This is a genomic window from Streptomyces resistomycificus (genome assembly GCF_001514265.1).
Lineage (GTDB): Bacteria > Actinomycetota > Actinomycetes > Streptomycetales > Streptomycetaceae > Streptomyces > Streptomyces resistomycificus.
Genome location: NZ_KQ948995.1, coordinates 302,570 through 329,369 on the forward strand (window position 1 = coordinate 302,570; position 26,800 = coordinate 329,369).

The following is a 26,800-nucleotide window of genomic DNA, read 5'->3' on the forward strand; positions in this document are numbered from 1 at the left end:
ATCCCCGCAGCTCACGGCCCTACGACACGCACCGCACCCCGTACACAGCGCGCGGTCAACGGCAGCGGCCCGAGTGGTTCCCCGTCCGCGTACCCCGTGATGCCCGCCGCGTCGACCTCTACCTTGGCGGCCCGCACCACGGTGACCTTGGGGTGGTCGACGTGCCGACCCCGGTACACGGCCGGGAACACCCTGAGCAACGTCCTGCGACTGCAGTCCCCGACCAGCGTGACGTCGAACAGCCCGTCGGTGAGGTCGGCGCCCGGACAGATCCGCATGCCGCCGCCGTACGACGACCCGTTGCCGACCGCGACGAGAGTCGCCTCGACCTCCATGGCCTCGCCGTCGTCCAGCGTGACGCGGTAGGGGAACGGGCGGAAGGAGGCCAGTTCGGCGAGCATCGCCAGGTCGTACTTGAGCCGCCCCGACGGCCATCGCATGCGGTTGCCGCGGTCGTTGACCCGGGAGTCGAAGCCGGAGGCGAGGACCGTGCCGAACCAGCGGTCGTCCACCCGCCCGAGGTCGATGTCGCGCAGTCGGCCGCCCTTGAGGGCGTCGGCGATCACCCGGCCCGCGGCTGCGGGGTCGCGCACCGGCAGACCGAGGGCGCGGGCGAGGTCGTTGCCGGTGCCGACCGCGACCAGGCCGAAGGGGGTGCCGGTGCCGGCGACCGCCTGGAGGGCGAGGTTCGCCATGCCGTCGCCGCCGACGGCGACCAGGGCGCCGGTGCCGTCGGCGACCGCGGCACGCGCGCGCGTGAGGGCGTCCTCGGCGTCGGCGCCCAGGATCGTACGCACGGAGAAACCGGCCGCCCGCACAGCGGAAGCGGCCGGCTGCGCCGCGTGGGCGCCCCGGCCGCGCCCCGCGGTGGGGTTGACGAAAAGGGTGATCTCGCTGGTCACGCCCCGGACGTTACAAGGGCGACCGGCTCGATCAGGTCACGTCGTCATAACCGTTGACCCGCTCCGCGCTCGCCTGCTCGGGCAGCGCCCGGCTGGCCGAGACGGTCTCCACCTCGCCGATCTCCTCGGGGGTGAGGTCGAGCTCGGAGGCCTCGTCGTCGTCGGGCTCCAGGGCCTCACGGCGCCGCTTGCGCCGGTCGTTGAACAGGGAGATGCCGACCGCGGTGAAGTACAGCAGCCAGATCGGTCCGGCGAGCGCCATCATGGTCAGCGGGTCGGTGCTGGGCGTGGCGAGGGCCGCGAAGACGGTGATGCCCATGATCATGCCGCGCCACCAGCCGAGCATCCGCTTGCCGGTGATGACCCCGGTGAGATTGAGCATGACCAGCAGCAGCGGCAGCTCGAACGAGAGGCCGAAGACGACGACCATGCGCGTGACGAGATCGAGCAGGTCGTCGAGCGGCAGCAGGTTGTCGACGCCGAACGGCGTGAACTCGATCAGGACCTTCGCGGTGGTCGGCAGCACCTTGTAGGCGAAGTAGGCGCCGCCCAGGAAGAGCGGAACGCCCGAGCCGACGAACGCGTACGCGTACTTCTTCTCGTTCTTGTGCAGTCCCGGAGCGACGAACGCCCAGAGCTGGTAGAGCCAGACCGGCGACGCCAGCACGACGCCGGCCATCAGCGACACCTTCAGGGCGAGCGTGAAGGGGGCGAGCAGACCGTTGATGGTGATCTGAGCGCAGGGTTCGTCGCCGCTCTTGGCCTGCTGCGCGAGCTCGGTGAAGGATGACGGGCATCCGACCGAGTCCAGTACCGGCTTCGTGAAGAAGTCGATGATGTCGTTGTAGAAGAAGGCGGCGACGATGGTGACGGCGACGATGGCCAGCATCGCCTTCGCGAGCCGGTTGCGGAGCTCACGAAGGTGCTCCGCGAGGGGCATCCGCCCCTCGGGATCCTTCTCCTCATTGCGGGCAGACTTCAGCAACCCACGTTCCCATCTCGTGCGGCGGGCCGGAGGTCACCGGCCCTGCGTCAGCGCTTGGTGGTGTCCGTCGGCTCGGTGACCGGGCGCGAGCTCGTCACGTCACCGGGGGCGGCCTGGATGGTGCGCTGGGCGGGGGGCTGCTGGTCGTCGTGGGGAGGCGCCGCGGCAGTGGACGCGTTGTCCTGACCCTCGGACTTCATCGCCTTGGCCTCGCTCTTGAGGATGCGGGCCGACTTGCCGAGCGAACGCGCCATGTCGGGAAGCTTCTTGGCGCCGAACAGCAGGATGATGACGACGAGGATGAGAATGATCTCGGGGGCGCCGAGCCTTCCGAACATAAGTCTTTACCTTCTCACCGAGGCGGCTGGGGTGGGGTGCTGTCCGACCGGTCGGACATGTGTCCGAACGATCGTGCTGACAGCGATCGTAACGCTCAGGGGTAAACGCCTGGCAATCCCTGTGCGTACTCCCGGTCAGCGGCTCGGGCCTCGTTCTCCGGGCCGCGACCAGCAGCGTACCTGCCGGGACCACCAAGTTGACAGGCCGAAGTGACCCAAAGCGCATCACACCCGCAACTCACAGGGAGCACCCTGGTCAGCTCACAGGGAGTCCACAGAGCGGGCCGCGCTCATGGAGGCGCGTTCCAGCTCCTCGGCGGCCCGGTTGATGCGCCGCGCCGAGTCCGTGACCTGCCTGCCCAGCCGCTGCGCCTCCAGGAAGACCCGTACGGCGAGCACACCGAGAACGGCGAGACCCAGGAAACCCACAGCTACCGCGAACATCGGCCAGAACATGGAGCCGAGCCTAGAGGGTGGAGTGGAGCCGCAGCGTGCTGACCCCGCCGCCGGTCAGCAGCTCGACGATCCGCTCGCCGGCCGGCTTGCGGACGGCCGTTCCGCAGTCGGGGCAGGTGAAGGAGTAGAAGGTGGTGCGGCTCGAGGCGCCGATGGCCAGGCGCAGGGCACTCGCGGCGAGCTCGAAGCGGCCCCGGCAGTCCGGGCAGCCCGCCTTGAACGTCACCGGGGTCACGCTTCTCATCCCGGCGAACGCGGAGGCCACCGTCACCCCCGGCCCCGCGGTCGCTCCCGCGCCGATCGGCCTCTCCGCGTCCACCGTCATGTCCGCGCCAGACGTCGACGACTCGCTCAAAGCCCCTGCTCCCGCCTGTCGTGCTGCCCCTCGTACCGCTCGCTGTCGTGAACCGCGTGCGCTCCGTGAGCGCCGTGCGCCTCGACCCCGTCGTACGCCGCCAGCGCCTCGCGCGCCGCGTCGCGGGCGCTCGCGGCGAGGTCGTGCGGCGAGACGATCCGGCCGTCGCGCCCCAGCCGCAGCGCCAGCCGCCGCAGGGACGCCGGATCCGGGGTCCGCAGGGTGATACGCAGTCCGCCGTCCGGAAGCTCATCCGCACTGTCGTGCGGGTAGTACTCGGCGACCCATCGGCCGCCGGGCCCGACCTCGACGACGACCTCCGGGTCCTCGGCGGCGGGCTGCACCAGCCCCTCGGACAGGTCCCGCAGCTCGACCTCGGGCGGCGCCGACGGCTCGTCGAGGATCTTGATCTCGGCGACCCGGTCGAGCCGGAAGGTGCGGCGCGCCTCGGAGCGGCGGCACCAGGCCTCGACATAGGTGTGACCGACGCTGACCAGGCGGATCGGGTCGATCTCGCGCTCGGTGACCTCGTCGCGGGCCGGCGAGTAGTAACGGATCCACAGCCGGCGCCGCTCGGAGATGGCCCGGTCGACGTCCGCGAAGACGCCGCCCTCGGACTCGAAGGTCACCGACAGCCGGGAGCTGGCCCCCGCCTGCTCGCCGGCCGCGGCCTCCACCTTGGCGGTGGCCCGCAGCAGCGCCTGCCGGTCGCTCTCGCGCAGGCCGGGCAGCGTGGAGACGGCCCGGGCGGCGACCAGCAGCGCGGTGGCCTCGTCGGCGGCCAGTCCCAGCGGCTCGGCGACGTCATCGGGGTTGTGCCACCAGATGCGCTCGCCGTCGGTGTCGATGTCGAGCAGATCGCCGCCACGGAAGCTGGTGCCGCACATGGGCAGCACGTCGAGGTCGGAGACCAGCTCGTCCTCGGTGATGCCGAAGGCCCGGGCGACGTCCTCGACCCGGGCGCCGGGGCGCTCGCGCAGATAGGTCACCAGGGAGAGCATCCGCCGGGTCTGGTCGATGGCGTTCGTCGGCCTGGCAGGTTTTCCCACCACTTTTCTACGTCCCCCTCAGCCCTTGGCCACGGCACGCAGCCGGTCCACCACGTCGGCCCGCAGCTCGGCGGGCTCCAGGACCACCACATCCGGCCCGAACTCCACCAGCCAGGCGTCCAGGCCGTGGCCGTACGGAATCTCCAACTCGTCCCACCCGTCCGCCAGCTCCCTCACCGCGACGGCCTTCGCCCGCAGGGGGTATCCCGCGCCGGAGCGCAGCCGGATCAGCGCCGAGCGGTCGGCGGTCTCACCGGCCCAGCTCGCGACCGTCTCGCGGACGGTGACGACGTCGGGCACGGGGGCGGTGAAGCGGGCGCCGCGGGTGCGCACCTTGCCGGTGATCCGGGACAGCCGGAACACCCGCTCGGCGTTGCGGTCGCGGTCCCAGCCCGCGAGGTACCAGTGGCCACGCCAGCACTCCAGCGCCCACGGCTCCACAAGCCGGGGCTCGGGACGGGCGGCGGTGGCCTTGCGGTAGTCGAAGACGACCGGGCGGCGGTCGCGGCAGGCCAGCATCAGCGGCTCGAACGCGGCCTCGTGCACCGGGATGCGCGGCTCGAGGGCGCCGTGCGACCCGTACGGGTCGACGTCCTCGGGGAGTCCCGCCGCGCGCAGTTTCTGCAGGGCGCCGCTGGCCGCGCCCGCGAGCCGGGCCTGCTGCCACACCTTGGCGACCAGGCCCAGCGCGGCGGCCTCCTCGGCGTCCAGGGTGATGGGCGGGAGCCGGTTGCTGTCGCGGCGGGCGAGGTAGCCGACCTCGCCGTCCAGGTTCTCCACGGTCTCGATGACCAGACCGAGTTCGCGCAGGTCGTCCTTGTCCCGCTCGAACATCCGGTTGAAGGAGTCGTCGCTCCCCGTCGCACCGTTCCCGGGCCCGAAGGCCTCGACGTACGCCTCGATGGACTCACGCAGCTCGCGCTTGCTGAGCGGCCGCCGCGTCCCGAGCAGACACAGCGCCAGGTTCATCAGTCGCTCGGCCTTGGCAATGGCCATCGACGCCCTTCGCCTCCCTATGGTGTTACGGACGATGACCGTACCGCCCCGCGGTGGCGCGGCAAAAGCCGAGGGCCCATGCCCGGACAGGCATGGGCCCCAGGTGATCGAGACCGGTCGTACGACGATCAGACCCCGAGGAGGTCGACCACGAAGATCAGGGTCTCGCCGGGCTTGATGGCCGGGGTCGGGCTCTGGTTGCCGTAGGCCAGGTGGGCGGGGATGGTCAGCTGGCGGCGGCCGCCGACCTTCATGCCCTGGACGCCCAGGTCCCAGCCCTTGATGACACGGCCGCCACCGAGCGGGAAGCGGAACGGGTTGCCGCGGTTCCAGCTGGCGTCGAACTCCTCGCCGGTGCTGAAGGCAACGCCGACGTAGTGGACGGTGACGGTCTGGCCCGCCTGCGCCACCTCGCCGTCGCCCTCCCAGATGTCCTTGATCTCCAGGTCCGCCGGGGGCTCGCCGCCCGGGAAGTCGATCTCGGGCTTGTCGATGCTCACGTCTCTAGCTCCTGCGTGTGTACGGAAAGGCAACAGGCACAGTCTTACATCTCGGCACGGTCACATCTTCGCAAGGATGTCGACCGAGAAGACCAGCGTGGAGTCCTTCTTGATGTCGCTGCCGGCCGGCGGGCTGTCGCCGTAGCCCAGGTTCGGCGGGACCACGACGAGCACGCGGCTACCCACCTTCTTGCCGGTCAGTCCCTGCGACCAGCCCTTGACGACCTGCTGGAGCGAGAACGAGGTCAGCGCCTTGCGGCTGTACGTCGAGTCGAACTCCTTGCCGCCGTCCCACAGGACGCCCTTGTACTGGACGAGGACCGTGTTCTCGGCGGCCACCTCCTCTCCGTCACCCTCGATGACGTAGTTCGCCACCAGCTTCGTCGGCGCGTCGGCCTTGGGGACCTCGATGGAGGGCGCCTTGCCGTCGGTGTTGGTGCCGACCTTGGGCAGGTCCCCGTCGTCCTGGGCGACCTCGCTGCCCTTGGCGGAGCTCTTCGCGTTGAACGTCTTGAGCAGGTCGACGACGAACACCAGCGTGTCGGTGCCCTTGATGCCGCCCTGCGTGTAGCCCTCCTTGCCGTACCCCCAGGTGGGCGGCACGGCGAACTGGACGCGGCTGCCGGTCTTCTTGCCGGCCAGGGCATACCGCCAGCCGTCGATGATGCTGCTGGGGGCCAGCTGGATGAGCAGGGGCGTCTTGCGGTCGTAGGAGTTGTCGAAGACCTTCGCCGTGTCCCAGATCTGGCCCAGGTAGTTCGCCTGGATGTAGTCGTTCTCGGCGACCGTGGTGCCGTTGCCCGGGGTGATCGTCTTCACCGCGAGGTCCTTGGACGGGTCGCCGCTGCCCTTGGCGACCGTCGGCTTCTCACCGAACTTCGTGCCCGCCGTGATCGCCGGAAGGGGCCCGTCGACGATCTTCGGCGGCGGCACGGACGCCGAGGCCGACGCCGAGGGTGAGGCGCTGTCGCTCGCCTCGCTCGAGCCGGACTCGTCGTCGCCGCATCCGGCGAGAGCGACCAGTCCTGTGGGTACGGCGATGATGAGTGAGCGTCGGCGCACGGTGGGGGCCTCGTAATCGGTCGATCTTGTGATGGCGTGCGCGCAACTCTACGGCGTGAGAAGGGCGCCGTACGTGAAACGTACGGCGCCCGTGTTGCGTTCCGGTACTTCCTCCGGAACGGTCGATCACATTCCGGCGATCAGCTTCTCCACCCGGTCGTCCACTGAACGGAAGGGGTCCTTGCACAACACCGTGCGCTGGGCCTGGTCGTTGAGCTTGAGGTGGACCCAGTCGACCGTGAAGTCACGGCGCTGTTCCTGCGCCCGCCGGATGAAGTCGCCGCGCAGGCGCGCCCGAGTGGTCTGCGGCGGAACCGACTTGCCCTCGAAGATCTTCAAGTCGTTGCAGATCCGGGCGGCTTGGCCCTTCTTCTCCAGCAGGTAGTACAGGCCACGACGGCGGTGGATGTCGTGGTAGGCGAGGTCTATCTGCGCGACCCGCGGGTGGGACATGGTCATGTTGTGCTTGGCCCGGTACCGCTCGATGAGCTTGTACTTCATGACCCAGTCGATCTCGGTGCCGATCCGGTCGAGGTCCTCGGCCTCGATCGAGTCCAGCGTGCGGCCCCACAGCTCCAGGACCTGCTCCACGGTGCCGGTGCGGATGCCTCGGCGCTCGCAGAAGTCCACGGCCTTCTCGTAGTACTCGCGCTGCACCTCCAGGGCGGAGGCCTCACGGCCGCTGGCCAGGCGGACCTTGCGGCGGCCGGTGATGTCGTGGCTGACCTCGCGGATCGCCCGGATCGGGTTCTCCAGGGTCAGGTCGCGCATCACGGTGCCCGCCTCGATCATGCGCAGCACCAGGTCGGTGGCACCGACCTTGAGCAGCATGGTCGTCTCGGACATGTTCGAGTCGCCCACGATGACGTGCAGGCGGCGGTAGCGCTCGGCGTCGGCGTGCGGTTCGTCGCGGGTGTTGATGATCGGCCGGGAGCGGGTCGTCGCCGAGGAGACGCCCTCCCAGATGTGCTCGGCGCGCTGGCTGACGCAGTACACCGCGCCGCGCGGGGTCTGCAGCACCTTGCCGGCACCGCAGAGCAGCTGCCTCGTGACGAGGAACGGAATGAGGATGTCCGCGAGCCGGGAGAACTCCCCGTGGCGCGCGACGAGATAGTTCTCGTGGCAGCCGTAGGAGTTGCCCGCCGAGTCGGTGTTGTTCTTGAAGAGGTAGACGTCGCCCGCGATTCCTTCCTCGTGCAGGCGTCGTTCGGCGTCCACCAGGAGTCCTTCGAGAATGCGCTCGCCTGCTTTGTCGTGCGTGACCAGTTCGGTCACGTTGTCACATTCCGGTGTGGCGTATTCCGGATGTGACCCGACGTCGAGATAAAGGCGGGCGCCGTTTCGCAGAAAGACGTTACTGCTGCGGCCCCATGACACGACACGGCGGAAGAGGTACCGCGCCACCTCGTCGGGAGACAGGCGGCGCTGTCCCCTGAACGTACACGTGACGCCGTACTCGTTCTCCAGCCCGAAAATGCGGCGGTCCATGAGTGAACATTACGCCCGATCCCCCGAGCTGAAACGGGGTTCGACGGCACGGTTTGGATCATTTTCCGATGAAGACGCAACCACCGCACCCCCGGCCGAAGCCGCGAGGACCCGCCCGGTGGCCAGCAGCACGAGCAGTGACACGGCCCCCGCGACACCCGGCACGGCGAAGCCCCACAGCGCACCGCCCGCCTCTACGACCGGCCCCGTGAGGCCCGTTCCGACGGACGCGCCGACGGTGAATGTCGTGACAAGCCAGGAGAACGCCTCGGTGACCGTGCCACGCGGCGCGTGCCGGTCGACCAGAACGAAGGCGCAGGCGATGACGGGGGCGAGGAACACGCCGGCGAGAACCGTCAGGAGCGTCATGGCGAGCGCGCCCGGCAGCAGCATCAGCGGCACGTAACACACCGCCAGCAACGCCACCAGGGCCTGCAGTCGCCGCGCCGGCTCACCGGTCCACTGCCGCGCGCCGTAGAACACGCCGCCCACGAGGGCCCCGATCCCCAGGGCCGCCATCAGCCAGCCGTAGACCGTGTCGCCGCCGTGGCCGTCCGCGTACGCCACCGACGCCACCGTGATCGAACCGAGCGCGATACCGACGAACAGGAACGCGCCGAGCAGCGCGAGGAGTCCGGTCGAGCGCAGCGCGCCGAGCCAGTGCGCCTCGCGCGGCGCCGAACGCCACGCGCGCGACGGAGGCGACACCACCACGGAGAGCGCGCCCAGCACCCCGACGACGTTCAGGGCGAGCAGCGCGGCCATCTCCGACCACAGCGACACACAGAGCGTCACGAGCAACGGCCCGACGGCGAACATGACTTCCTGCGCTATCGCGTCCATGGCGTACGCCGTGTGGACCTTGTCCTCCTTGCCGAGGACGGAGGGCCACAGCGCCCTCAGGCCGCCCTCCAGGGGAGGTGTGAAGAGTCCGGCGGCGGCCACGGCGGCGTAGGCGAGCGGCAGGGGCGCGGTGCCCGTGAAGGCGAAGACGGCCATCGCCAGGCCCGACAGGACGGCGGCCGACAGCTGGACGCGCGGCTGGCCGTGCAGGTCCACCAGACGCCCCAGCACCGGCTGCCCCACGGCGTTGGCCACGCCGTACACGGCCACGAGTCCGCCGGCCAGGCTGTAGGAGCCGCCCTCCGCCCGGACGAAGAGCATGATCGCGATCGCGGCGGTGGCGTTGGGCAGCCTCCCCACCAGCGTGCCGACGAGCAGCCGGGCGGCGTGCCTCGCCCTGAGGATGTCCAGGTATCCCGCAGCCATGTCCTGCTCTCCAGCTCGCCCGATGCGCCGGTGGCGCGTGAGGTTGTACGTATAACTTCCTCCGTCATACGTACCATGTGCGCTGTTCACGCGTCCAGACGAAAGAGCAGGCAGCCGGTGGCACGAGGCAGCACCCGCCCCACCAGCCGTGACGTCGCCCAGGCCGCCGGCGTCTCCCAGGCCGCGGTCTCCCTGGTCCTCGGCGACAAGTGGCGCGGACGGGTGTCGGAGACCACGGCCGAGCGCGTACGCCAGGCCGCGCGCGAGCTGGGCTACCGGCCCAACCTCGCGGCCCGCAACCTGCGTCTGGGCCGCACCCGCACGGTGCTCCTGGTGGTCCCCGCACTGACCACGGAGTTCTTCGCCGGGGTCTACACGGGCGCCGCCCGGGTCGCCGCCGAACACGGCTTCGGCGTGGTCCTCTACCCCTCCCCCGAGGGCATCGGCCCCGCCAGGGACCCCTTCGCGTCCGCACAGGCCGCCCTGGACGGCGTCATCGCCTCCTCGATGGCCGCCGACGCCCTCACCGCCATCCGCGGCGACCAGCTCCCCCTGGTGATGCTGGACAGCGACCCCTCGGGAAGCCTGGGCGCGGCCACGGTCAACCTGGACATCGCCGACGGCGTCCGTCAGGTCGCCGAACACCTGCTGGGCCTCGGTCACCGCCGCTTCCTGCACCTCGCGGCGGATGTGCCGTCCTGGACCTTCGAGGTGCGCGCCGACGAGCTGGCCGCCCGGGTCGGCTCCGTGCCCGGCACCTCGATCCGCACGGCTCGGGCACCGATCTCCATCGAGGGCGCCGTGGCCGCCGCCGAGGCCGCCCTCCAGGTCCCGGGCCCGCGACCGACGGCACTGGTCTGCGACGACGACAAACTCGCCGCCGGTGCCTACAAGGCCCTGCGCCGCCTCGGGCTGCGCGTCCCCGACGACGTGTCCGTGACCGGACTCGACGACCTCGCGCTGGCCACCGCCCTCGACCCCGAGCTGACGACCGTACGACTGGACGCCGAGCTGTTCGGCGAACGGGGCATGCGGGCCCTGCTGGCGGTTCTGGAGGGCCGTGTGCCGCAGGAAGGGGACATTCCCGTCGAGCTGGTCGTACGGGGCTCCACGGCGCCTCCTGGGCCCTCCTGACGCACCTGTGCCCCGGTCGACGGATCGGCCGGGGCACACAAGGAGCGCGACGAGTGACGAGAGGTGCGCTACTCCTCGTCGGAGCTCTCCGCCTCGGTGGTCGCGCCGCCGCTCTCCAGCAGCCGGCCGAGCTGGCGGCCCACGATGCGCTTGAACTTGCGCTGCTGCGGGCGCGTACGGTCCAGCACCGCGACCTCCAGGCGCTCCGCGGGGATCTCCCGCTCGCTCCCGTTGGTGTCGCGGGACAGGGCCTGGACGGCGAGCTTGAGGGCCTCGGACAGGTTCATGCCGTCCTGGTGACGCTGGTCCAGGTAGCTGCTGATCTGCTCGGCGTTGCCGCCGACCGCGACCGAGCCGTGCTCGTCCACGATCGAACCGTCGTGCGGCAGCCGGTAGATCTGGTCACCCTCGGGCGTCTCCCCGACCTCGGCGACGACCAGCTCCACCTCGTACGGCTTCTCGGCCGCGCTGGAGAAGATGGTGCCCAGCGTCTGGGCGTAGACGTTGGCCAGACCGCGGGCGGTCACGTCGTCCCGGTCGTAGGTGTAACCCCGCAGGTCGGCGTAGCGCACCCCGCCGATGCGAAGGTTCTCGTACTCGTTGTACTTGCCGGCGGCGGCGAAGCCGATCCGGTCGTAGATCTCGCTGAACTTGTGCAGCGCGCGGGACGGGTTCTCGCCGACGAAGACGATGCCGTCGGCGTACTGCAGCACGACCAGGCTGCGGCCACGGGCGATGCCCTTGCGGGCGTACTCCGCCCGGTCGGCCATGGCCTGCTGGGGTGAGACATAGAACGGCGTCGACACCGGTTATCCGTCCCTTTCTGTCGAAGTCACTGGATCACCTGGGTGAGAAGAACGGGCGGCCGCTAGAGCAGCGCGGCGCGCGGGCCGTCGGGCTGCTCCAGGCGCCGCTCCAGGATCGCGCGGGCGATCTCGGAGGACTCGCTCTCGGTGAGGCGGCGGAAGCCGTCCTCGGTGATCACGGTGACGATCGGGTAGATCCGGCGGGCGACATCGGGACCGCCGGTCGCCGAGTCGTCGTCTGCCGCGTCGTAGAGGGCCTGTACCACCAGGGTGGTGGCCTGCTCCTCGGTCAGGTCCTCGCGGAAGAGCTTCTTCATGGCTCCGCGCGCGAAGATCGAGCCGGAGCCCGTGGCGGCGTAGTTGTGCTCCTCGGAGCGGCCGCCCGTGACGTCGTAGGAGAAGATCCGCCCCTTGGCCCGGTCCACGTCGAACCCGGCGAAGAGCGGGACCACGGCCAGGCCCTGCATGGCCATGCCGAGGTTGGAACGGATCATGGTCGACAACCGGTTCGCCTTGCCCTCCAGCGACAGCTGCGCACCCTCGACCTTCTCGAAGTGCTCCAGCTCCAGCTGGAAGAGCTTGACCATCTCGACGGCGAGGCCGGCGGTGCCGGCGATGCCGACGGCCGAGTACTCGTCGGCCGGGAAGACCTTCTCGATGTCGCGCTGTGCGATCACGTTGCCCATCGTGGCGCGCCGGTCACCGGCGAGCACGACACCGCCGGGGAAGGTCACGGCCACGATCGTGGTGCCGTGCGGCGCCTCGATCACGCCCTGCGTGGGAGGCAGTTGCCGGTTGCCGGGCAGCATCTCCGGCTGGTGATCCGACAGGAAGTCCATGAAGGAGGACGACCCAGGCGTCAGGAAGGCAGCTGGTAGACGCCCGGTGCTACGAGTGTTGGCTTCCACGCGATTCCTTCCACGTAAGCAGCAGTACGCCTCGGACCCTACCCGTGTTGCGGCAGTGATCCACATGCTCGGCGGGAGCCGCAAGACATAAACAACGGACGCCCACTTGGGAGGCGACCGACTCGTCGCGCTCGGCTTCGGTGACGCCACACGGCCACCGGGCGTGCGTGGTGCTGTGCTCCACCACGCACTCCCGGCAGTGCACCGGAGGCCGTCACGCCGAAGACTGTCCCGCACGCAGACGACCCATCCCCCGCACCTTCAGTTCGAAGGCGGAAGAGGCCTACTGGCCACCCTTTTGCACAAAGGAACGCACGAAGTCCTCTGCGTTCTCCTCAAGGACGTCGTCGATCTCGTCCAGTACCGAGTCGACGTCGTCGCTCAGCTTCTCCTGGCGCTCCTTGAGGTCCTCGGATGCCTGCGCCTCGGGCGCCTCCTCGACCTCCTCGGTGTTGCGCGTCGCCTTCTGCTGTCCGCCGCCGGTGTCCTTGGTCGCCATAACCCTCACCCCGCTCGGTTCGACCTTCTTGATCAGACCCTACAAGCAGGGTCCGACATCGGCCCCGCAGTTCCCTCAACGTCCGGGGACCACCTCGATGATTCCCGGACGCCGACCATTCCACCCTGTGGGGCCGAGTCGGCCCCGAGTACCCACTCAGCCGCCCGAGAGCACCCTGACCAGGTCTTCCGCCGTCCGACAGCGGTCCAGGAGCTCCTTGACGTGATTTCGCGTTCCGCGAAGCGGTTCGAGGGTTGGGACGCGCTGGAGCGAATCCCGGCCCGGCAGGTCGAAGATCACGGAGTCCCAGGAGGCCGCGGCCACGTCGTCGGCGTACTGCTCGAGGCAGCGGCCGCGGAAGTACGCGCGCGTGTCCTCAGGCGGCTTCGTACGCGCCCGCTCGACCTCGTTCTCGTCCAGCAGGCGCTTGATGCGTCCGCGGGCCGCCAGCCGGTTGTAGAGGCCCTTGTCGGGGCGTACGTCGGCGTACTGGAGGTCGACCAGGTGCAGTCGCGCCGCGTCCCAGTCGAGGTTGTCACGGCGGCGGTAGCCCTCCATGAGTTCCCTCTTCGCTACCCAGTCCAGCTCGCCGGCCAGACTCATCGGGTCGTTCTCCAGGCGGTTGAGGGTGTCCTCCCAGCGGGCCAGGACGTCCTTGGTCTGGTCGTCGGCGTCGGCGCCGAACCGTTCCTCGACGTACTTGCGGGACAGCTCGAAGTACTCCATCTGCAGCTGGACCGCGGTGAGTGTCCGGCCGCTGCGGAGCGTGACCAGACGCTTGAGCGTCGGGTCGTGGGAGACCTGGTGGAGGGTGCGGACGGGCTGGTCCACGGCCAGGTCGACGGCGATGAAGCCGTCTTCGATCATGGACAGGACGAGCGCCGTCGTGCCCAGCTTGAGGTAGGTCGAGATCTCGGAGAGGTTGGCGTCGCCGATGATCACGTGCAGCCGGCGGTACTTCTCGGCGTCGGCGTGCGGCTCGTCACGGGTGTTGATGATCGGGCGCTTGAGGGTGGTCTCCAGGCCCACCTCGACCTCGAAGTAGTCGGCGCGCTGGCTGAGCTGGAAGCCGTGCTCGTGGCCGTCCTGGCCGATGCCGACGCGGCCCGCTCCGGTGACGACCTGGCGGGAGACGAAGAAGGGCGTCAGGTGGCGCACGATGTCCGAGAAGGGGGTCTCCCGCTTCATCAGGTAGTTCTCGTGCGTGCCGTAGGAGGCGCCCTTGTTGTCGGTGTTGTTCTTGTAGAGGTGGATCGGCTGGGCGCCGGGGAGCTGGGCCGCCCGTTCCGCCGCCTCGGCCATGATGCGTTCGCCGGCCTTGTCCCACAGCACCGCGTCGCGCGGGTTGGTGACCTCCGGGGCGCTGTACTCGGGGTGTGCGTGGTCGACGTAGAGCCTGGCGCCGTTGGTGAGGATCACGTTGGCCAGGCCGATGTCCTCGTCGGTGAGCTGGGTGGAGTCGGCCGCCTCGCGGGCGAGGTCGAAGCCTCGCGCGTCCCGCAGCGGGTTCTCCTCCTCGAAGTCCCAGCGGGCCCGCCGGGCCCGGTGCATCGCCGCCGCGTAGGCGTTGACGATCTGGGACGAGGTGAGCATGGCATTGGCGTTGGGGTGACCGGGGACGGAGATCCCGTACTCCGTCTCGATGCCCATTACTCGCCGTACGGTCATGCGGCCCTCCTTGCCCGGCGGCGTCCTCGGTCGGGGACGCCGCTCAAGTACCGCTGGCGCTCCGGTGCGTGTGCGGTGCCCGTCCCCGCACTGCGCGACTCGGCGGTACCGAAGAGCCTAGAACGGCTCTGCGCTGGTGGGGAGATCATTTGCGTCATTGCCTTGCTCCAGCTTCACCCGAAAAACAGTCGGCTGCGGGTACCCGGTGAGGGCACCCGCAGCCGCCCTGCTTTTTACAGGTACTGACCGGTGTTCGCCACCGTGTCGATGGAGCGGCCGGTGTCCGCACCCTGCTTTCCGGTGATGAGCGTACGGATGTAAACGATCCGTTCGCCCTTCTTACCGGAGATGCGGGCCCAGTCGTCCGGGTTGGTGGTGTTGGGCAGGTCCTCGTTCTCCTTGAACTCGTCCACGCATGCCTGGAGGAGGTGGGAGACCCTGAGGCCCTTCTGGTTGTGTTCGAGGAAGTCCTTGATCGCCATTTTCTTGGCGCGGCCCACGATGTTCTCGATCATGGCGCCGGAATTGAAGTCCTTGAAGTAGAGGACTTCCTTGTCGCCGTTGGCGTAGGTGACTTCCAGGAAGCGGTTTTCCTCGGATTCGGCGTACATGTGTTCCACGGCTGTCTGGATCATGCTGCCGACCGTGGTGGCCTTGCTGCCGCCGTGCTCGCCGAGGTCGTCGGAGTGCAGCGGGAGGCGCTCGGTGAGGTACTTGCCGAAGATGTCCTTGGCCGCCTCGGCGTCCGGACGTTCGATCTTGATCTTCACGTCGAGTCGGCCGGGCCGCAGGATGGCGGGGTCGATCATGTCCTCGCGGTTGGAGGCGCCGATCACGACCACGTTCTGCAGGCCCTCCACGCCGTCGATCTCGGCGAGCAGCTGCGGGACGATGGTGTTCTCCACGTCCGAGCTGACACCGGAGCCACGGGTGCGGAAGAGGGACTCCATCTCGTCGAAGAAGACGATGACGGGGGTGCCCTCGCTGGCCTTCTCGCGAGCACGCTGGAAGACCAGGCGGATCTGCCGCTCGGTCTCGCCGACGTACTTGTTCAGGAGCTCGGGGCCCTTGATGTTGAGGAAGAAGCTCTTGCCCTGGGCCTGACCGGTGACCTCGGCGACCTTCTTGGCCAGCGAGTTGGCGACGGCCTTGGCGATGAGCGTCTTGCCGCATCCAGGGGGCCCGTACAGCAGGACGCCCTTGGGCGGCCGCAGTTCGTGCTCCTTGAACAGGTCGGGGTAGAGGTACGGCAGCTCGACCGCGTCGCGGATCGCCTCGATCTGGCCGCCCAGACCGCCGATCTGCTCGTAGCCGATGTCCGGGACCTCTTCGAGGACGAGTTCCTCGACCTCGCTCTTCGGTACGACCTCGTAGACATAGCCGGAGCGGGGTTCGAGCAGCAGGGCGTCGCCGGGACGGATGGTCACGTCCAGCAGCGGCTCGGCGAGCCGCACCACCCGTTCCTCGTCCGTGTGCCCCACCACGAGGGCGCGCTCGCCGTCCTCGAGGATCTCCTTGAGGGTGACGATGTCGCCGACGCTCTCGTACTCCATGGCCTCGACCACGTTGAGAGCCTCGTTGAGCATTACTTCCTGGCCGCGTCGGAGCTCTTCGACCTCGACGCTCGGGCTGACGTTCACCCGCAGTTTGCGGCCGCCGGTGAAGATGTCGGCGGTGCCGTCCTCGTTCGCCGTGAGGAACACGCCGAAGCCGGCCGGCGGCTGCGCGAGCCGGTCGACTTCCTCCTTGAGGGCCACGATCTGGTCTCGGGCCTCACGGAGCGTGTTGGCGAGTCGCTCGTTCTGGGCGGACACGCCGGCCAGGTTGGTCTGCAGCTCGACGATCCGCTCTTCGAGAATCCTCGTGTGTCGCGGAGAGTCGGCGAGCTTACGTCGCAGGACGGCGATCTCCTGCTCAAGGTAGGCAACCTGCCCGGCGGGGTCTTCGGACCCTCGTCCCGGGCGGATGCCGCGGTTCATGTCGTCGTCGTGGGCTGCCACGGTCCTCACCTCCTCCAAGGGGAGCTGGACGCTTCCAGACCCTACCTGGGTGGGTGTCGATTGAAACCCCTAGATCACAAAGACTGTCGGGGTGTGTCCGATCTTCACCCTTGCGCTCTCCCTCACGCCAGGGGAATACCCACCGAACATGATTGGAAAGCTGCCGGAGGTAGGGTCGAAGCGTTCAACACCCGTCAGAGCTGGCCGGATTCCCGTAAGGCTCGGCATCGAAACGGCAGGAGACCATGAGCGTGCAGCAGGAGGCCGCGGTCGGCAGCGAGGACCTGGAGGTCTGGATCGACCAGGATCTCTGTACCGGTGACGGCATCTGCGTCCAGTACGCGCCCGAGGTGTTCGAGCTGGACATCGACGGACTGGCCTATGTGAAGAGCTCCGGCGACGAGTTGCTGCAGGACAAGGGCGCCACAACGCCCGTGCCGCTGCCGCTCCTCACGGATGTGGTGGACTCGGCGAAGGAGTGTCCGGGCGAGTGCATCCATGTCCGTCGGGTTTCGGACAGGGTCGAGATCTACGGCCCGGACGCCGAGTGACCCTTCCGCTACCCGGTGTTACTACTGTCGTGCTGTCCGATGAGTCACACACGCCGGGGGCGCGCCTCAGACGGTCTGCGCTCCGGCGGGCGTCGAGCGGACGAACGCGCCGTTCTTCCACGCCCACTTCGCGCTGTCCTTGACGTCCGGGCAGCAACTGGGCACGTCGGCGGACGAGTAGCCGAGGAGTGTCGCGAGCACGGCTCCGTCCCGCAGGGCGAAGTCGGTCACGGTGATGCGGTCCTTGGGTTCGACCAGGGTCGCGACGACCCGGGGTCTGCCGGTGTCCGCGGACCGGGTCAGGACGTACACGCCGTCGGGCGGGGTTCCCATCGGGGCGTCGCAGTGCACCACGACCACCGTCTCGGGCCTGCCGTCCCCGTCGAGGTCTCCTGAGACCTTCTTCAGTACGAGCTCCTTGACCGGGCCGCACTCGAGCGGGAAGTCCACGCCCGCGGGGTCCGGCGCCGTGGTGACGGCCGGGGCGGTTCCGGGCCCGGGGGCGGCCGCCTGCGCCGCCGTCGCCGGGTTGGGCTGCAGGACCGAGGACAGGGCCACCACGCCGGCCAGCGCGGTGGCGGTGGCGAGCCAGTGGATCGGACGGGTGTGCGTGTGTGCCAGTTCCGGGACGGCGGATTGCTGCACTAGGGGTGTCTCCCGAGGGCTGTACCGGTGGTGGGGGTGGCCAGAATGGTGCCACACGTCACAGTGCGGCGGAACGGCGGGGTGACGGTTTCCAGGGCAGGAGCCGCGCGGTTTCGGCCACGGTCGACGCGGCTGCCGGCGTTGCGTCAACACAAAAGCGCCGTGGCCCAGTTCCCCGACGTCTGCGGGAACTGGGCCACGGCTCTTGTACGTTGTCGGCGCACCGGGCGACGGCACCGGTCCGCCTCGGGCGGGCTCTAGCGGCCGGCGCCGCCGTCGGCGTTGGGGCCGGTGTAGTCGTCGCCGTAGGCACCCTTGGCGGGGCGGCGGCGGCGCATGGGCGGCTCGACGCCGTCGGCGAGGCGGCGGGCGGTGAGCAGGAAGCCGGTGTGGCCGATCATGCGGTGGTCCGGGCGGACGGCCAGACCCTCGACGTGCCAGTTACGGATCATCGACTCCCAGGAGGTCGGCTCGTTGAAGCAGCCGATCTCGCGGATGGACTCGACGGTCCGGGCGAGCTGGGTGGTGGTCGCGACGTAGCAGCACAGGATGCCGCCCGGGACCAGCGCCTTGGAGACGGCCTCCAGGCACTCCCAGGGGGCGAGCATGTCGAGGATGACCCGGTCGACGTCGGCGTCGGACAGGTTGTCCTGGAGGTCGCCCACGGTGAGCTGCCAGGCGGGGTGCGGGCCGCCGAAGTAGCGCTCCACGTTCTGCTGGGCGATCTCGGCGAAGTCCTCGCGGCGCTCGTAGGAGTGCAGCATGCCCTGGTCGCCGATGGCACGCAGCAGGAAGCTGCTGAGCGAGCCGGAGCCGACGCCGGCCTCGACCACGCGTGCGCCGGGGAAGATGTCGGCGAAGGCGAGGATCTGCCCCGCGTCCTTCGGGTAGACGACGGCTGCCCCGCGGGGCATGGACAGGACGTAGTCGGGGAGCAGGGGGCGCAGCGCGAGGTAGGCGACGTTCCCGGTGGTGCGGACAACGCTGCCCTCGGGAGCGCCGATCAGTTCGTCGTGCGGGAAGGAACCCTTGTGGGTGTGGAAGTTCTTCCCGGCCTCGAGCGTGAACGTGTAGTGGCGGCCCTTGGGGTCGGTCAGCTGAACCTGGTCCCCGACCTTGAAGGGCCCGCGCCTGCGGGCGGCACCGGTCGGTTCGGACATGTGAACAGCCTACCGGCGTTTACGGGGGCCGCCGACCACGGCCTGGCGGCGCTTCGGGAGAGCGGTGTTCAGTTCGGGCGGGCCATCGCCTTGACGAAGGCCCGCTCCACGTCCGCGGCGGACAGGACGCCGAAGATCTCGCCGGTCTCCTCGACGACCAGGTACTCGGTGGCGGGGGTGGCGCGCAGGGCGTCGAGGAGGTCCTCGCCGGCCAGCTCCGCGGAGACGCGCATGCCGTCGGTGAGGTCCTGGGCGAGACCGCTGACGGCGACCCAGGGGCGGCGGTGTTCGGGTACGCCGACGATGGCGGCCTCGCGGACCAGGGACAGGGGATGGCCGTCCGGGTCGACGACGACCAGGGCGCGGGCGCCGGCGGCGTTGGCTCGGCGCAGGGCCTCGGAGAGCGGGGTGTCGGACTCCACGGGGACCGCGCGGCGGGTGAGGTTGCGGGCGCGCAGCTCGGGGAGGTGTTCGCGCAGGCGGGCCATGCGCAGGCTGTTGCCGGCGCCGGTCCAGATGATCGCGGCGAGGATCGCGGCCAGCAGGGCGTCCATGACGGTGTCCATGCCGACGTTGTCCTCGGCGCTGGATCCGAGGGCTCCGGACTGGGTGAGCAGCGGCAGGCCGATGAGGACGGCGACGGCGAGGGCGCGGCCGACCCAGGCGGCGGCGACGGTGCCGGTCATGGGCCTGCCGGTGATCTTCCAGACGATCGCGCGCAGCATCCGGCCGCCGTCGAGGGGCAGGCCGGGCAGGAGGTTGAAGGCGGCGACGATCAGGTTGGAGATCATCAGGCCGGCCAGCAGCACGCCGGGGACCGTGCCCGGTTCGACGGGCTGCAGGGCGAGGTAGAAGAGGCCGGCGAGCACGAGGGAGAGCAGCGGTCCGACGAAGGCCAGCCAGAACTCCCGGCCCGGGGTCTCGGCCTCCTTCTCGATCTCGGAGACCCCGCCGAAGAACTGGAGCTGGATGCGGCGGACGGGCAGCTTGAAGCGCAGGGCCGCGACCGTGTGAGCCAGTTCGTGGACGAGGACGGAGGCGTAGAAGGCGACCGCGAAGAAGAGGGAGACCAGGTAGCGGGCCGCGCCGAGTTCCGGCAGCACGCGGTCGAGCTGGCCGCCGAACACCCAGGTGATCAGCGCCGCCACGAGGAACCAGCTGGGTGCGACGTACACCGGCACGCCGAACGGCCGTCCCATCAGCAGCCCACCACCGGGGTCCTTCGGACGCCGGGGCGGACGGCCCTTGACGGGATCGGAGTGAGCGAGGGTCCGGTCGCCGGCGTGGGGGTGGGGTTGGGCTTGGGGGTGGTTCTCGGCAGGACCGTGAGCTTGCGGGGACTCCGAGGCGCCTTCTCGGGGTCGCTCGGTTTCGGGCGTCCTCGCGTCGGGCGTCTTCGCTTCGGGATTTCCTTCCCCGGCCCCCTCGGCAGCCTTCGGCCCCTCGGCAGCTTTCGCCTGGACCGGCTTCGTCTTTCGCGTCCCGGCGTCGCCCGTCGTGCCGTCGCCTTGGGGGAGGTCCGGCCGGCGTACGACCATGGTCGGTTCGTCGGGGATCGGGGGCGCGGGGTCGGGGGCCGGGGTCGCAGGTGCTGCGTGCTGCTCGGCCGACTCGTCGTTGCCGGGCCGCGGCTGCCGGCTACCGCCGCTCTCGTCCACGATGTCCCCTCGTTCGAAGCGTCTCCCGCGCCTGCCGGACGGGAGGGTCTCGGGTCGATGGTATGCGGCCGTCGCGACGCGGCCCGCCCCGGCACCCCCCGTGTTTCCACAGCGGCACGGCCGCCACGAGGCGACTGGGTCACTGTCAGTGGCGGGCCGTATGGTCTGTGGTCATGGAGACAAGCACCGAGGGCTCCGCCGAGCCCACCGGCGACGACGCCGTGGCGTCGGCCGCGCCGGAGGCACCGACACCGGAACCGGCACCGACGACTGCCACGAGCACCGTCGTCGAGGCCACCGCCATAGCGCCGGCCTCCCTGTCCCCCTCGCGTGCCAGTGACTTCATGCAGTGTCCGCTGCTGTACCGGTTCCGGGTGATCGACCGGCTGCCCGAGAAGCCGAGCGAGGCGGCGACCCGGGGCACGCTGGTGCACGCGGTCCTGGAGCGGCTGTTCGACGCCCCCGCCGGGGAGCGGACCGCTCCGCGCGCCAAGTCGCTGATCCCGGGCCAGTGGGACCGGCTGCGGGAGAGCCGCCCCGAGGTCGTCGAACTCTTCGCCGACGACCCGGAGGGCGAGCGGCTGGCACGCTGGCTCGGTGAGGCGGAGCGGCTGGTGGAGCGCTGGTTCACGCTGGAGGACCCGACCCGGCTGGAACCCGCGGAGCGCGAGCTGTTCATCGAGGCCCAGCTGGACTCCGGCCTGAAGTTGCGCGGGATCATCGACCGGGTCGACGTGGCGCCCACCGGCGAGGTGCGGATCGTCGACTACAAGACGGGCAAGGCGCCCCGGCCCGAGTACGCCGAAGGCGCCCTGTTCCAGATGAAGTTCTACGCCCTGGTGGTGTGGCGTCTGAAGAACGTGGTCCCACGCCGGCTCCAGCTCGTCTACCTCGGCAGCGGCGACGTCCTCACGTACGACCCCGTCCTCGCCGACCTGGAGCGGGTCGAACGCAAGCTGCACGCGCTGTGGGAGGCCATCCGGCAGGCCACGGAGACGGGCGAGTGGCGGCCCCGGCCCACCAAACTGTGCGGCTGGTGCGACCACCAGGCCCACTGCCCGGAGTTCGGCGGCACTCCCCCGCCCTATCCGTTGCCGGTGAGGGCGCCCGAGTCGGGGGACGCGGCACAGGGCAGAATGGGGCCGGACTAGCGAAGGAGACTTACGTGGCCATCCGCGTCCTACTGGTCGACGACCAGCCGCTGCTGCGCACCGGCTTCCGGATGATCCTGGAGGCCGAGCAGGACCTCGCGGTCGTCGGCGAGGCCGGAGACGGCCTCCAGGCGCTCGACCAGGTGCGGGCCCTGCAGCCCGACGTGGTTCTGATGGACATCCGTATGCCGCGGATGGACGGTGTGGAGGCGACCCGGCAGATCACCGGCCCCGGCCGGGACGGTCCGGCCAAGGTGCTGGTGCTGACCACGTTCGACCTCGACGAGTACGTCGTGGAGGCGCTGCGTGCGGGAGCCAGCGGGTTCCTGCTGAAGGACGCCCCGGCCAACGAACTGGTCCAGGCGATCCGGGTGGTGGCCTCGGGCGAGGCGATGCTCGCGCCGAGTATCACACGCCGGCTGCTCGACAAGTACGCCACGCATCTGCCGTCCGGCGAGGAACCGGTGCCGGACACGTTGCACACGCTCACCGACCGCGAGGTGGAGGTGCTGAAGCTGGTGGCGCGCGGGCTGTCCAACGCGGAGATCGCCGCCGACCTCTTCGTCAGCGAGACCACCGTCAAGACGCACGTCGGGCACGTCCTGACCAAGCTGGGCCTGCGCGACCGCGTGCAGGCGGCGGTGTACGCGTACGAGAGCGGGCTGGTGCGCCCCGGCGCGCAGTAGGACGACCGCGACAAGAAGAGGGCGCCCCCTGCGAGCAGGGGGCGCCCTCGGCGTTCGTACGGCGTCCGTCAGCCCTTGCTGAGCTCCCAGAACCGGAACACGGTCGAGGCGTCGAGGCAGTACTCCAGGCCGTAGACGTCGTCACGGGTGACGGCGTACTGCTTGGCCTGCCAGACGGGCAGCACGGGGAGGTCCTCGGCGACGATGTCCTGGAGCTTGCCGTAGGCGTCGTCGGTCGCTCCGCGGTCACCCTGGGCGGCGGTCTGTGGGATGAGCGAGCCGGTGATCGTGTTGTTGGCGTAGTTGTTGCTCAGCACGTTGCCCTTGCCGAAGAAGGGGGCTGTGAAGTTGTCGGCGTCCGGGTAGTCGGGGACCCAGCCCTTCACGTAGACGCCGTACTTGCCGTCGGCGATGTCCTTCTCGTACTGGTCGAAGGCGACGGACTGCACGTCGGCGTCGAACAGGCCGCTGGCGTTGAGCTGTCCGGCTATGGCCTGGAGTTCGTCGTCGGTGGCGGGGCCGTAGCGGGACGGCGTCGACCAGAGGGTCAGCTTCACCTTGTCGGTGATGCCGTCTGCCGCCAGGGCCGCGGCGGCCTTGGCTTTGGAGGGGCGGGCGCCGTAGGTGTCGAAGAAGGCCGTGTTGTGGCCGGAGATGCCCGCCGGGATGATCGAGTACAGCGGCGTGGCGGTGCCCTGGTAGACGTCCTCGATGAGGGCGTCGCGGTCCAGCAGGTGGGCGATGGCCTTGCGGACGCCGAGCTGTCCGGTGACCGGGTCGTCCATGTTGAAGACCAGGTGCTGGACCTCGGCGCTGCTGCCCTCGACGATCTCCACGCCGGAGCTGTCGTCGGCCTCGATGTCGGCGATGTCGTCGGCGGACAGACCGCGGTAGGCGACGTCGACCTTGTTGTCGAGCAGGGCCGACTTCAGGGCGGACTGGTCGCCGTGGAAGAACTTCAGCGTCACGCCGGTGTTCTGCGGGTCGGCGGTGCCCTTGTAGTTCTCGTTGGCCGAGAACACGGCCTCGTCCTCGCCGAAGGAGTCCAGCCGGTACGGGCCGGAGCCCACGGCCTCGCCGTCCTCGCGCAGCCCGTCGGCGTCGTACTGGGTGTGGTCGACGATGGACCCGGCTCCCGAGGCGATCTTGCTCGGGAAGGTGGCGTCGGGCGTGTTCAGACGGAAGACGACCGTCTTCTCGTCCGGGGTCTCGACCTTCTCCAGCATCGGGAACATGATCGCGGGACCGGCGTCGTCGTTGATCTTCAGCATGCGGTCGAAGGAGAACTTGACGTCCTGGGACGTCAGCGAGTCACCGTTGCTGAACTTGAGACCGTCCTTCAGGGTGCACTTGTAGACCTGGGTCCGGGTGTCCGTGAAGGAGCACTCCTCGGCGGCCTCAGGCTGCGGTTCCGTGGCGCCCTTGGGGAAGCTCAGCAACGACTGGAAGACGTTGTTGAACAGGAGCCAGGATCCGGGGTCGTAGCCGGAGGCGGGGTCGGTGGCCAGGACGTCGTCGGACATCCCCATGACCACCGAGGAGCCGCTGTCCCCGGAGCCGCCGGACTCCGTTCCACAGCCGGTCAGAAGGCCGGAGGCCAGCCCCGCCACGATGGGCAGGACCGGCCACTGGTTACGCATGTTCACTTGCGGGTGCCTTGTCGTCGATTTCGGACCCCGGGGCCACCCTCCCGGGCCCCGGGCACGGGAGGGTCAGCCGCTCACACCGCGGCCGAGCTCCCACAGCTGAAGCGTCGAGGAGGAGTTGAGCGCGTACGCGGTCCCGGTGACGTCGTCACTGGCGGCCACGTACTGCTTGCCCTGCCACAGCGGCAGCACCGGAACGTCGTCGGCGACGATGTCCTGAATGTCCGTCAGGCTGGTGGCCGCGGACAGGCGGTCCGCCTCACGGCGGGACTCCGGGATCAGGGTGTTGCGGATCTCGCTGTTCACGTACGGCGAGCCGATGGTGTTGTCCTTGTCCAGGAACGGCGCCAGGTAGTTGTCGGCGTCCGGGAAGTCGGGGAACCAGCCCATGCCGTAGACGTCGTACTCGCCCTTCTGCTCGGCGGAGCGGAAGGTCGACCAGGGGGTGCCCTTGATGTCGACGTCGAACAGACCGCTGTCGTTGAGCTGCTTCTGCAGGATCTCGAACTCCTGCTTGGTGGCCGGACCGTAGTGGTCGGTCGTGTAGTGCAGCGTCAGCTTCACCGGGGCGGTGATGTTGGCCTGGGACAGCATGGCCTTGGCCTTGGTGACGTTCGGGTCGCCGTACCGGTTGAAGAACGAGTTGGAGTGACCCGTGATGCTGGCCGGGACCATCGAGAACAGCGGCTCGGCCTGGGAGCCGTACACCTTGGAGACGAGTTCGCTGCGGTTGATGATCTGGGCCATCGCCTGACGCACCGCCTTCGACTTCACCGAAGGGGCGTCGGTGTCGAAGCCGAGGTAGCGGATCTCCAGGCCGGCCGTCTCCACGACGTCGATGTCTCCGCCGTTGGCACTGGTCAGCTTGTCGATCTGCTCCGGCGACATGGTGCGGGTCATGACGTTGATGTCGCCCTTCTCGAGGGCGGCGCCCATGGCGTCGGCGCCCTCGAAGGAGCGCATTTCGACCCTCTCGTTGTTCACCTTGAGCGTCCCCTTGTAGTTGGGGTTCTTGGTGAACACGGCGTCGACGAGCTCGTCGTCCTTGACCTCGGCGCTCATCGTGTACGGCCCCGAGCCGTCCACGTCGAAGCCCTCGCGGAGCTTGCCCTTCTCGTAGTCGTCGGGGTTGACGATGCCGGCGACGGGGGTCGACAGCTTGAACGGGAAGGTGGCGTCGGCGGTCTTGAGATGGAAGATGACTTCGTTGTCGCCCTGCGTTTCGATGGTGTCGATGGTCGACAGCAGGGCGAACACACCGCTGTCGGACTTGATGTCGAGGGCACGGTCGATCGAGAACTTCACGTCCTGGGCCGTGATGGCGTCGCCGTTGGCGAACTTCAGGCCGTCACGGAGCTTGCAGGCGTAGCGCTCGTTGCCGGAGTCGGTGAAACCGCAGCTCTGGGCGGCCTCGGGGACCGGCTCACCCTCACCCTTGGGCTGGATCATCAGGGTCTGCACGGTCTGGCGCAGGATGTTCCAGCTGCCGACGTCGTAGGCGTACGCCGGGTCGAGGGGCGCGGGGGCGTCCTTCGAGGCGGTGAACCGGTCCGTGGTGCCGACGACGATCGCGCCGTCGCCGCCGCTCCCGCTGTCGGACCCGCCGCAGGCGGCGAGCACCGGCGCGAGCAGACCGATCACGGCCGGCAGCACCAAAGTCTTGCGGTTCATGCTCGAGTTTCTCCACAGCTGTTGGGTCCGTGTACCCGGCATGCATGGGTGTTGCGGCGGGCCACGGGGTAAGGGCGATGTTCTCGCTAGGAGATTAGTCCGCACCTGCACGACGGTTCGCGGCCACCGGAGTTGAGACCTCATCACGCAGCGAAACCGGCTGCGGACAGACCGAAAACCCGAGGCCGGAAGGTTTGGTGCACGGTTTCACGAATCAGGACACAAGGGCACGCCCTGACAGCCCTCGCGGGGGTGACGGCCTGGCGCCCCAGCCGCCGTCAGCCCTCGAGCGAGTGGGCAACGTCACATTCTCAACGGTCCGCCTCGGTGCCGGAATTCGGCCATCCGGTACGGCCGAATTACCGTCGGGGAATTAACGTCCTATCAGCTCCGCACGCTGGGTGAACGCCTAGCGCATTTCCGTCATCAGGCCGCGCAGAAATGCCAGGTCGACCTCTTCGAGCGAGGTCACGACGGTCCGCCGGGCGGCCGGGGCGATCGGCGCCACCGACGGCACCGCCACCACGTGGCAGCCCGCCGCCTCCGCCGACGCGACACCGGTGGAGGTGTCCTCGACGACGGCGCACCTGGCCGGATCCGCGCCGAGCCCGGCGGCGGCGAACAGATACGGGTCGGGGAACGGCTTGGTGCGCCCCACCTCGTCGCCGGCCACGGACAGGGCGAAGTACTGCGGGCCGAGCGAGGTGAGCACACGGTCGATGATGCGCCGGTGCGAGGCGGAGACCAGGGCCGTGGGGATCTCGTGCGCGGCCAGTTCGGCGAGCAGCCGGGCCGCTCCCGGCATCAGCGGCAGGGCACGGTCGATCCGGGCCTCGAAGCCCTGGTTCAGCAGGACGGTGAGCTCGGCGAGGGGGATGTCGGCGCCGGTGGCCTCGATCAGGAACCCCGCGCTGCGGCTCATGGGGCCGCCGACCACGACATGGCGCCAGGAGTCGTCGAGCGTGTGGCCGAGTCCGGCGAAGACCTCGACCTCGACGTCCCACCAGAAGCCCTCGGTGTCCACCAGGGTTCCGTCCATGTCGAGGAGCACGGCCTGGAGCGCTGAACCTTCGGCCGTACGGGTGTCTGGCGCAGGGATCGTACTGGTCATCCGGGCGCACCTCCTTGAGGGACGATCAGGCCGGCTCCCATGAAGGGAACCGGCCTGCGGTGGACCGACCAGTATACGACGTGCCCGATCAGCGTGCCTGTCGACC

27 protein-coding genes are annotated in these 26,800 nt (G+C 69.4%); 4 read left to right on the forward strand and 23 right to left on the reverse strand.

What is annotated here, in order from left to right:
* Positions 1–11 precede the first annotated feature (11 nt).
* From AQJ84_RS25900 to AQJ84_RS25950, 11 genes are all read right to left on the reverse strand, one after another.
* Positions 12–902, reverse strand: coding sequence for a diacylglycerol kinase (locus AQJ84_RS25900; protein WP_030038391.1), 891 nt, complete (start codon positions 900–902; stop codon positions 12–14).
* 31 nt (positions 903–933) lie between these two features.
* Entirely contained in the window at positions 934–1,887 is a 954-nt protein-coding gene (tatC, locus tag AQJ84_RS25905; protein WP_030038390.1) for a twin-arginine translocase subunit TatC, read from the reverse strand.
* A 47-nt stretch (positions 1,888–1,934) separates the two neighbouring features.
* Complete coding sequence (gene tatA / locus AQJ84_RS25910) at positions 1,935–2,225, reverse strand: Sec-independent protein translocase subunit TatA (RefSeq protein WP_030038389.1); 291 nt, start codon at positions 2,223–2,225, stop codon at positions 1,935–1,937.
* Between the two features lie 261 nt (positions 2,226–2,486).
* Positions 2,487–2,681 (reverse strand): hypothetical protein, encoded by a 195-nt coding sequence (locus tag AQJ84_RS25915; RefSeq protein WP_030038388.1) that lies wholly within the window; start codon positions 2,679–2,681, stop codon positions 2,487–2,489.
* Between the two features lie 10 nt (positions 2,682–2,691).
* Complete coding sequence (locus tag AQJ84_RS25920; RefSeq protein WP_051869588.1) at positions 2,692–3,006, reverse strand: hypothetical protein; 315 nt, start codon at positions 3,004–3,006, stop codon at positions 2,692–2,694.
* A gap of 26 nt (positions 3,007–3,032) precedes the next feature.
* Complete coding sequence (locus tag AQJ84_RS25925; RefSeq protein ID WP_030038386.1) at positions 3,033–4,088, reverse strand: helix-turn-helix transcriptional regulator; 1,056 nt, start codon at positions 4,086–4,088, stop codon at positions 3,033–3,035.
* 15 nt (positions 4,089–4,103) lie between these two features.
* Positions 4,104–5,081, reverse strand: coding sequence for a helix-turn-helix transcriptional regulator (locus AQJ84_RS25930; protein ID WP_030038385.1), 978 nt, complete (start codon positions 5,079–5,081; stop codon positions 4,104–4,106).
* 128 nt (positions 5,082–5,209) lie between these two features.
* Positions 5,210–5,581, reverse strand: coding sequence for an FKBP-type peptidyl-prolyl cis-trans isomerase (locus tag AQJ84_RS25935; protein ID WP_030038384.1), 372 nt, complete (start codon positions 5,579–5,581; stop codon positions 5,210–5,212).
* A 60-nt stretch (positions 5,582–5,641) separates the two neighbouring features.
* A complete protein-coding gene (locus AQJ84_RS25940) occupies positions 5,642–6,643 on the reverse strand; it encodes an FKBP-type peptidyl-prolyl cis-trans isomerase (RefSeq protein WP_030038383.1) in 1,002 nt (333 codons plus the stop codon).
* A 126-nt stretch (positions 6,644–6,769) separates the two neighbouring features.
* Positions 6,770–8,131, reverse strand: a complete 1,362-nt coding sequence (gene pafA / locus AQJ84_RS25945; RefSeq protein WP_053192758.1) for a Pup--protein ligase — start codon at positions 8,129–8,131, stop codon at positions 6,770–6,772.
* A gap of 9 nt (positions 8,132–8,140) precedes the next feature.
* Entirely contained in the window at positions 8,141–9,400 is a 1,260-nt protein-coding gene (locus AQJ84_RS25950; protein ID WP_030038380.1) for an MFS transporter, read from the reverse strand.
* A gap of 117 nt (positions 9,401–9,517) precedes the next feature.
* Between AQJ84_RS25950 and AQJ84_RS25955 the strand changes: the two genes are divergently transcribed.
* The gene (locus AQJ84_RS25955) at positions 9,518–10,534 is read left to right on the forward strand and encodes a LacI family DNA-binding transcriptional regulator (protein WP_030038379.1); all 1,017 of its coding nucleotides are present in this window, start codon (positions 9,518–9,520) and stop codon (positions 10,532–10,534) included.
* A gap of 68 nt (positions 10,535–10,602) precedes the next feature.
* On the opposite strand, the gene prcA is transcribed toward AQJ84_RS25955, so the two are convergent.
* The 6 genes from prcA to arc form a co-directional block, all read right to left on the reverse strand.
* Entirely contained in the window at positions 10,603–11,340 is a 738-nt protein-coding gene (gene prcA, locus AQJ84_RS25960; protein ID WP_030038378.1) for a proteasome subunit alpha, read from the reverse strand.
* Positions 11,341–11,402: 62 nt separating this feature from the next.
* Complete coding sequence (prcB, locus tag AQJ84_RS25965; protein ID WP_053192760.1) at positions 11,403–12,248, reverse strand: proteasome subunit beta; 846 nt, start codon at positions 12,246–12,248, stop codon at positions 11,403–11,405.
* On the reverse strand, positions 12,229–12,453 hold the full coding sequence (locus AQJ84_RS41280) for an endonuclease domain-containing protein (protein ID WP_374935431.1): 225 nt from the start codon (positions 12,451–12,453) through the stop codon (positions 12,229–12,231). The genes prcB and AQJ84_RS41280 overlap by 20 nt, the downstream gene beginning before the upstream one ends.
* A gap of 78 nt (positions 12,454–12,531) precedes the next feature.
* Positions 12,532–12,747, reverse strand: a complete 216-nt coding sequence (locus tag AQJ84_RS25970; protein ID WP_030038375.1) for a ubiquitin-like protein Pup — start codon at positions 12,745–12,747, stop codon at positions 12,532–12,534.
* Positions 12,748–12,903: 156 nt separating this feature from the next.
* Entirely contained in the window at positions 12,904–14,415 is a 1,512-nt protein-coding gene (gene dop, locus AQJ84_RS25975) for a depupylase/deamidase Dop (RefSeq protein ID WP_374935432.1), read from the reverse strand.
* Between the two features lie 233 nt (positions 14,416–14,648).
* Positions 14,649–16,415: a proteasome ATPase gene (arc, locus tag AQJ84_RS25980; RefSeq protein ID WP_053192762.1), complete on the reverse strand. Its 1,767-nt coding sequence runs from the start codon at positions 16,413–16,415 to the stop codon at positions 14,649–14,651.
* 245 nt (positions 16,416–16,660) lie between these two features.
* Between arc and AQJ84_RS25985 the strand changes: the two genes are divergently transcribed.
* Positions 16,661–16,966: a ferredoxin gene (locus AQJ84_RS25985; protein WP_030038372.1), complete on the forward strand. Its 306-nt coding sequence runs from the start codon at positions 16,661–16,663 to the stop codon at positions 16,964–16,966.
* Positions 16,967–17,032: 66 nt separating this feature from the next.
* Here AQJ84_RS25985 and AQJ84_RS25990 read toward each other — a convergent pair whose 3' ends face one another.
* The 3 genes from AQJ84_RS25990 to AQJ84_RS26000 form a co-directional block, all read right to left on the reverse strand.
* Positions 17,033–17,611: a hypothetical protein gene (locus tag AQJ84_RS25990; RefSeq protein ID WP_030038371.1), complete on the reverse strand. Its 579-nt coding sequence runs from the start codon at positions 17,609–17,611 to the stop codon at positions 17,033–17,035.
* 257 nt (positions 17,612–17,868) lie between these two features.
* Complete coding sequence (locus AQJ84_RS25995; protein WP_030038370.1) at positions 17,869–18,771, reverse strand: tRNA (adenine-N1)-methyltransferase; 903 nt, start codon at positions 18,769–18,771, stop codon at positions 17,869–17,871.
* Between the two features lie 68 nt (positions 18,772–18,839).
* A complete protein-coding gene (locus tag AQJ84_RS26000) occupies positions 18,840–20,429 on the reverse strand; it encodes a site-2 protease family protein (protein WP_079022739.1) in 1,590 nt (529 codons plus the stop codon).
* A 173-nt stretch (positions 20,430–20,602) separates the two neighbouring features.
* Here AQJ84_RS26000 and AQJ84_RS26005 point away from each other — a divergent pair, with 173 nt between their 5' ends.
* Positions 20,603–21,580: a RecB family exonuclease gene (locus AQJ84_RS26005; RefSeq protein WP_030038368.1), complete on the forward strand. Its 978-nt coding sequence runs from the start codon at positions 20,603–20,605 to the stop codon at positions 21,578–21,580.
* A 14-nt stretch (positions 21,581–21,594) separates the two neighbouring features.
* Positions 21,595–22,266, forward strand: a complete 672-nt coding sequence (locus AQJ84_RS26010; protein WP_030038367.1) for a response regulator — start codon at positions 21,595–21,597, stop codon at positions 22,264–22,266.
* Positions 22,267–22,334: 68 nt separating this feature from the next.
* Here AQJ84_RS26010 and AQJ84_RS26015 read toward each other — a convergent pair whose 3' ends face one another.
* The 3 genes from AQJ84_RS26015 to AQJ84_RS26025 all read right to left on the reverse strand — a co-directional run bounded on the left by AQJ84_RS26015 (position 22,335) and on the right by AQJ84_RS26025 (position 26,694).
* Complete coding sequence (locus tag AQJ84_RS26015; RefSeq protein WP_030038366.1) at positions 22,335–23,912, reverse strand: ABC transporter substrate-binding protein; 1,578 nt, start codon at positions 23,910–23,912, stop codon at positions 22,335–22,337.
* A gap of 66 nt (positions 23,913–23,978) precedes the next feature.
* Complete coding sequence (locus tag AQJ84_RS26020; RefSeq protein WP_053192764.1) at positions 23,979–25,583, reverse strand: ABC transporter substrate-binding protein; 1,605 nt, start codon at positions 25,581–25,583, stop codon at positions 23,979–23,981.
* Between the two features lie 409 nt (positions 25,584–25,992).
* Positions 25,993–26,694 (reverse strand): HAD family hydrolase, encoded by a 702-nt coding sequence (locus tag AQJ84_RS26025; protein ID WP_053192766.1) that lies wholly within the window; start codon positions 26,692–26,694, stop codon positions 25,993–25,995.
* Positions 26,695–26,800 lie beyond the last annotated feature (106 nt).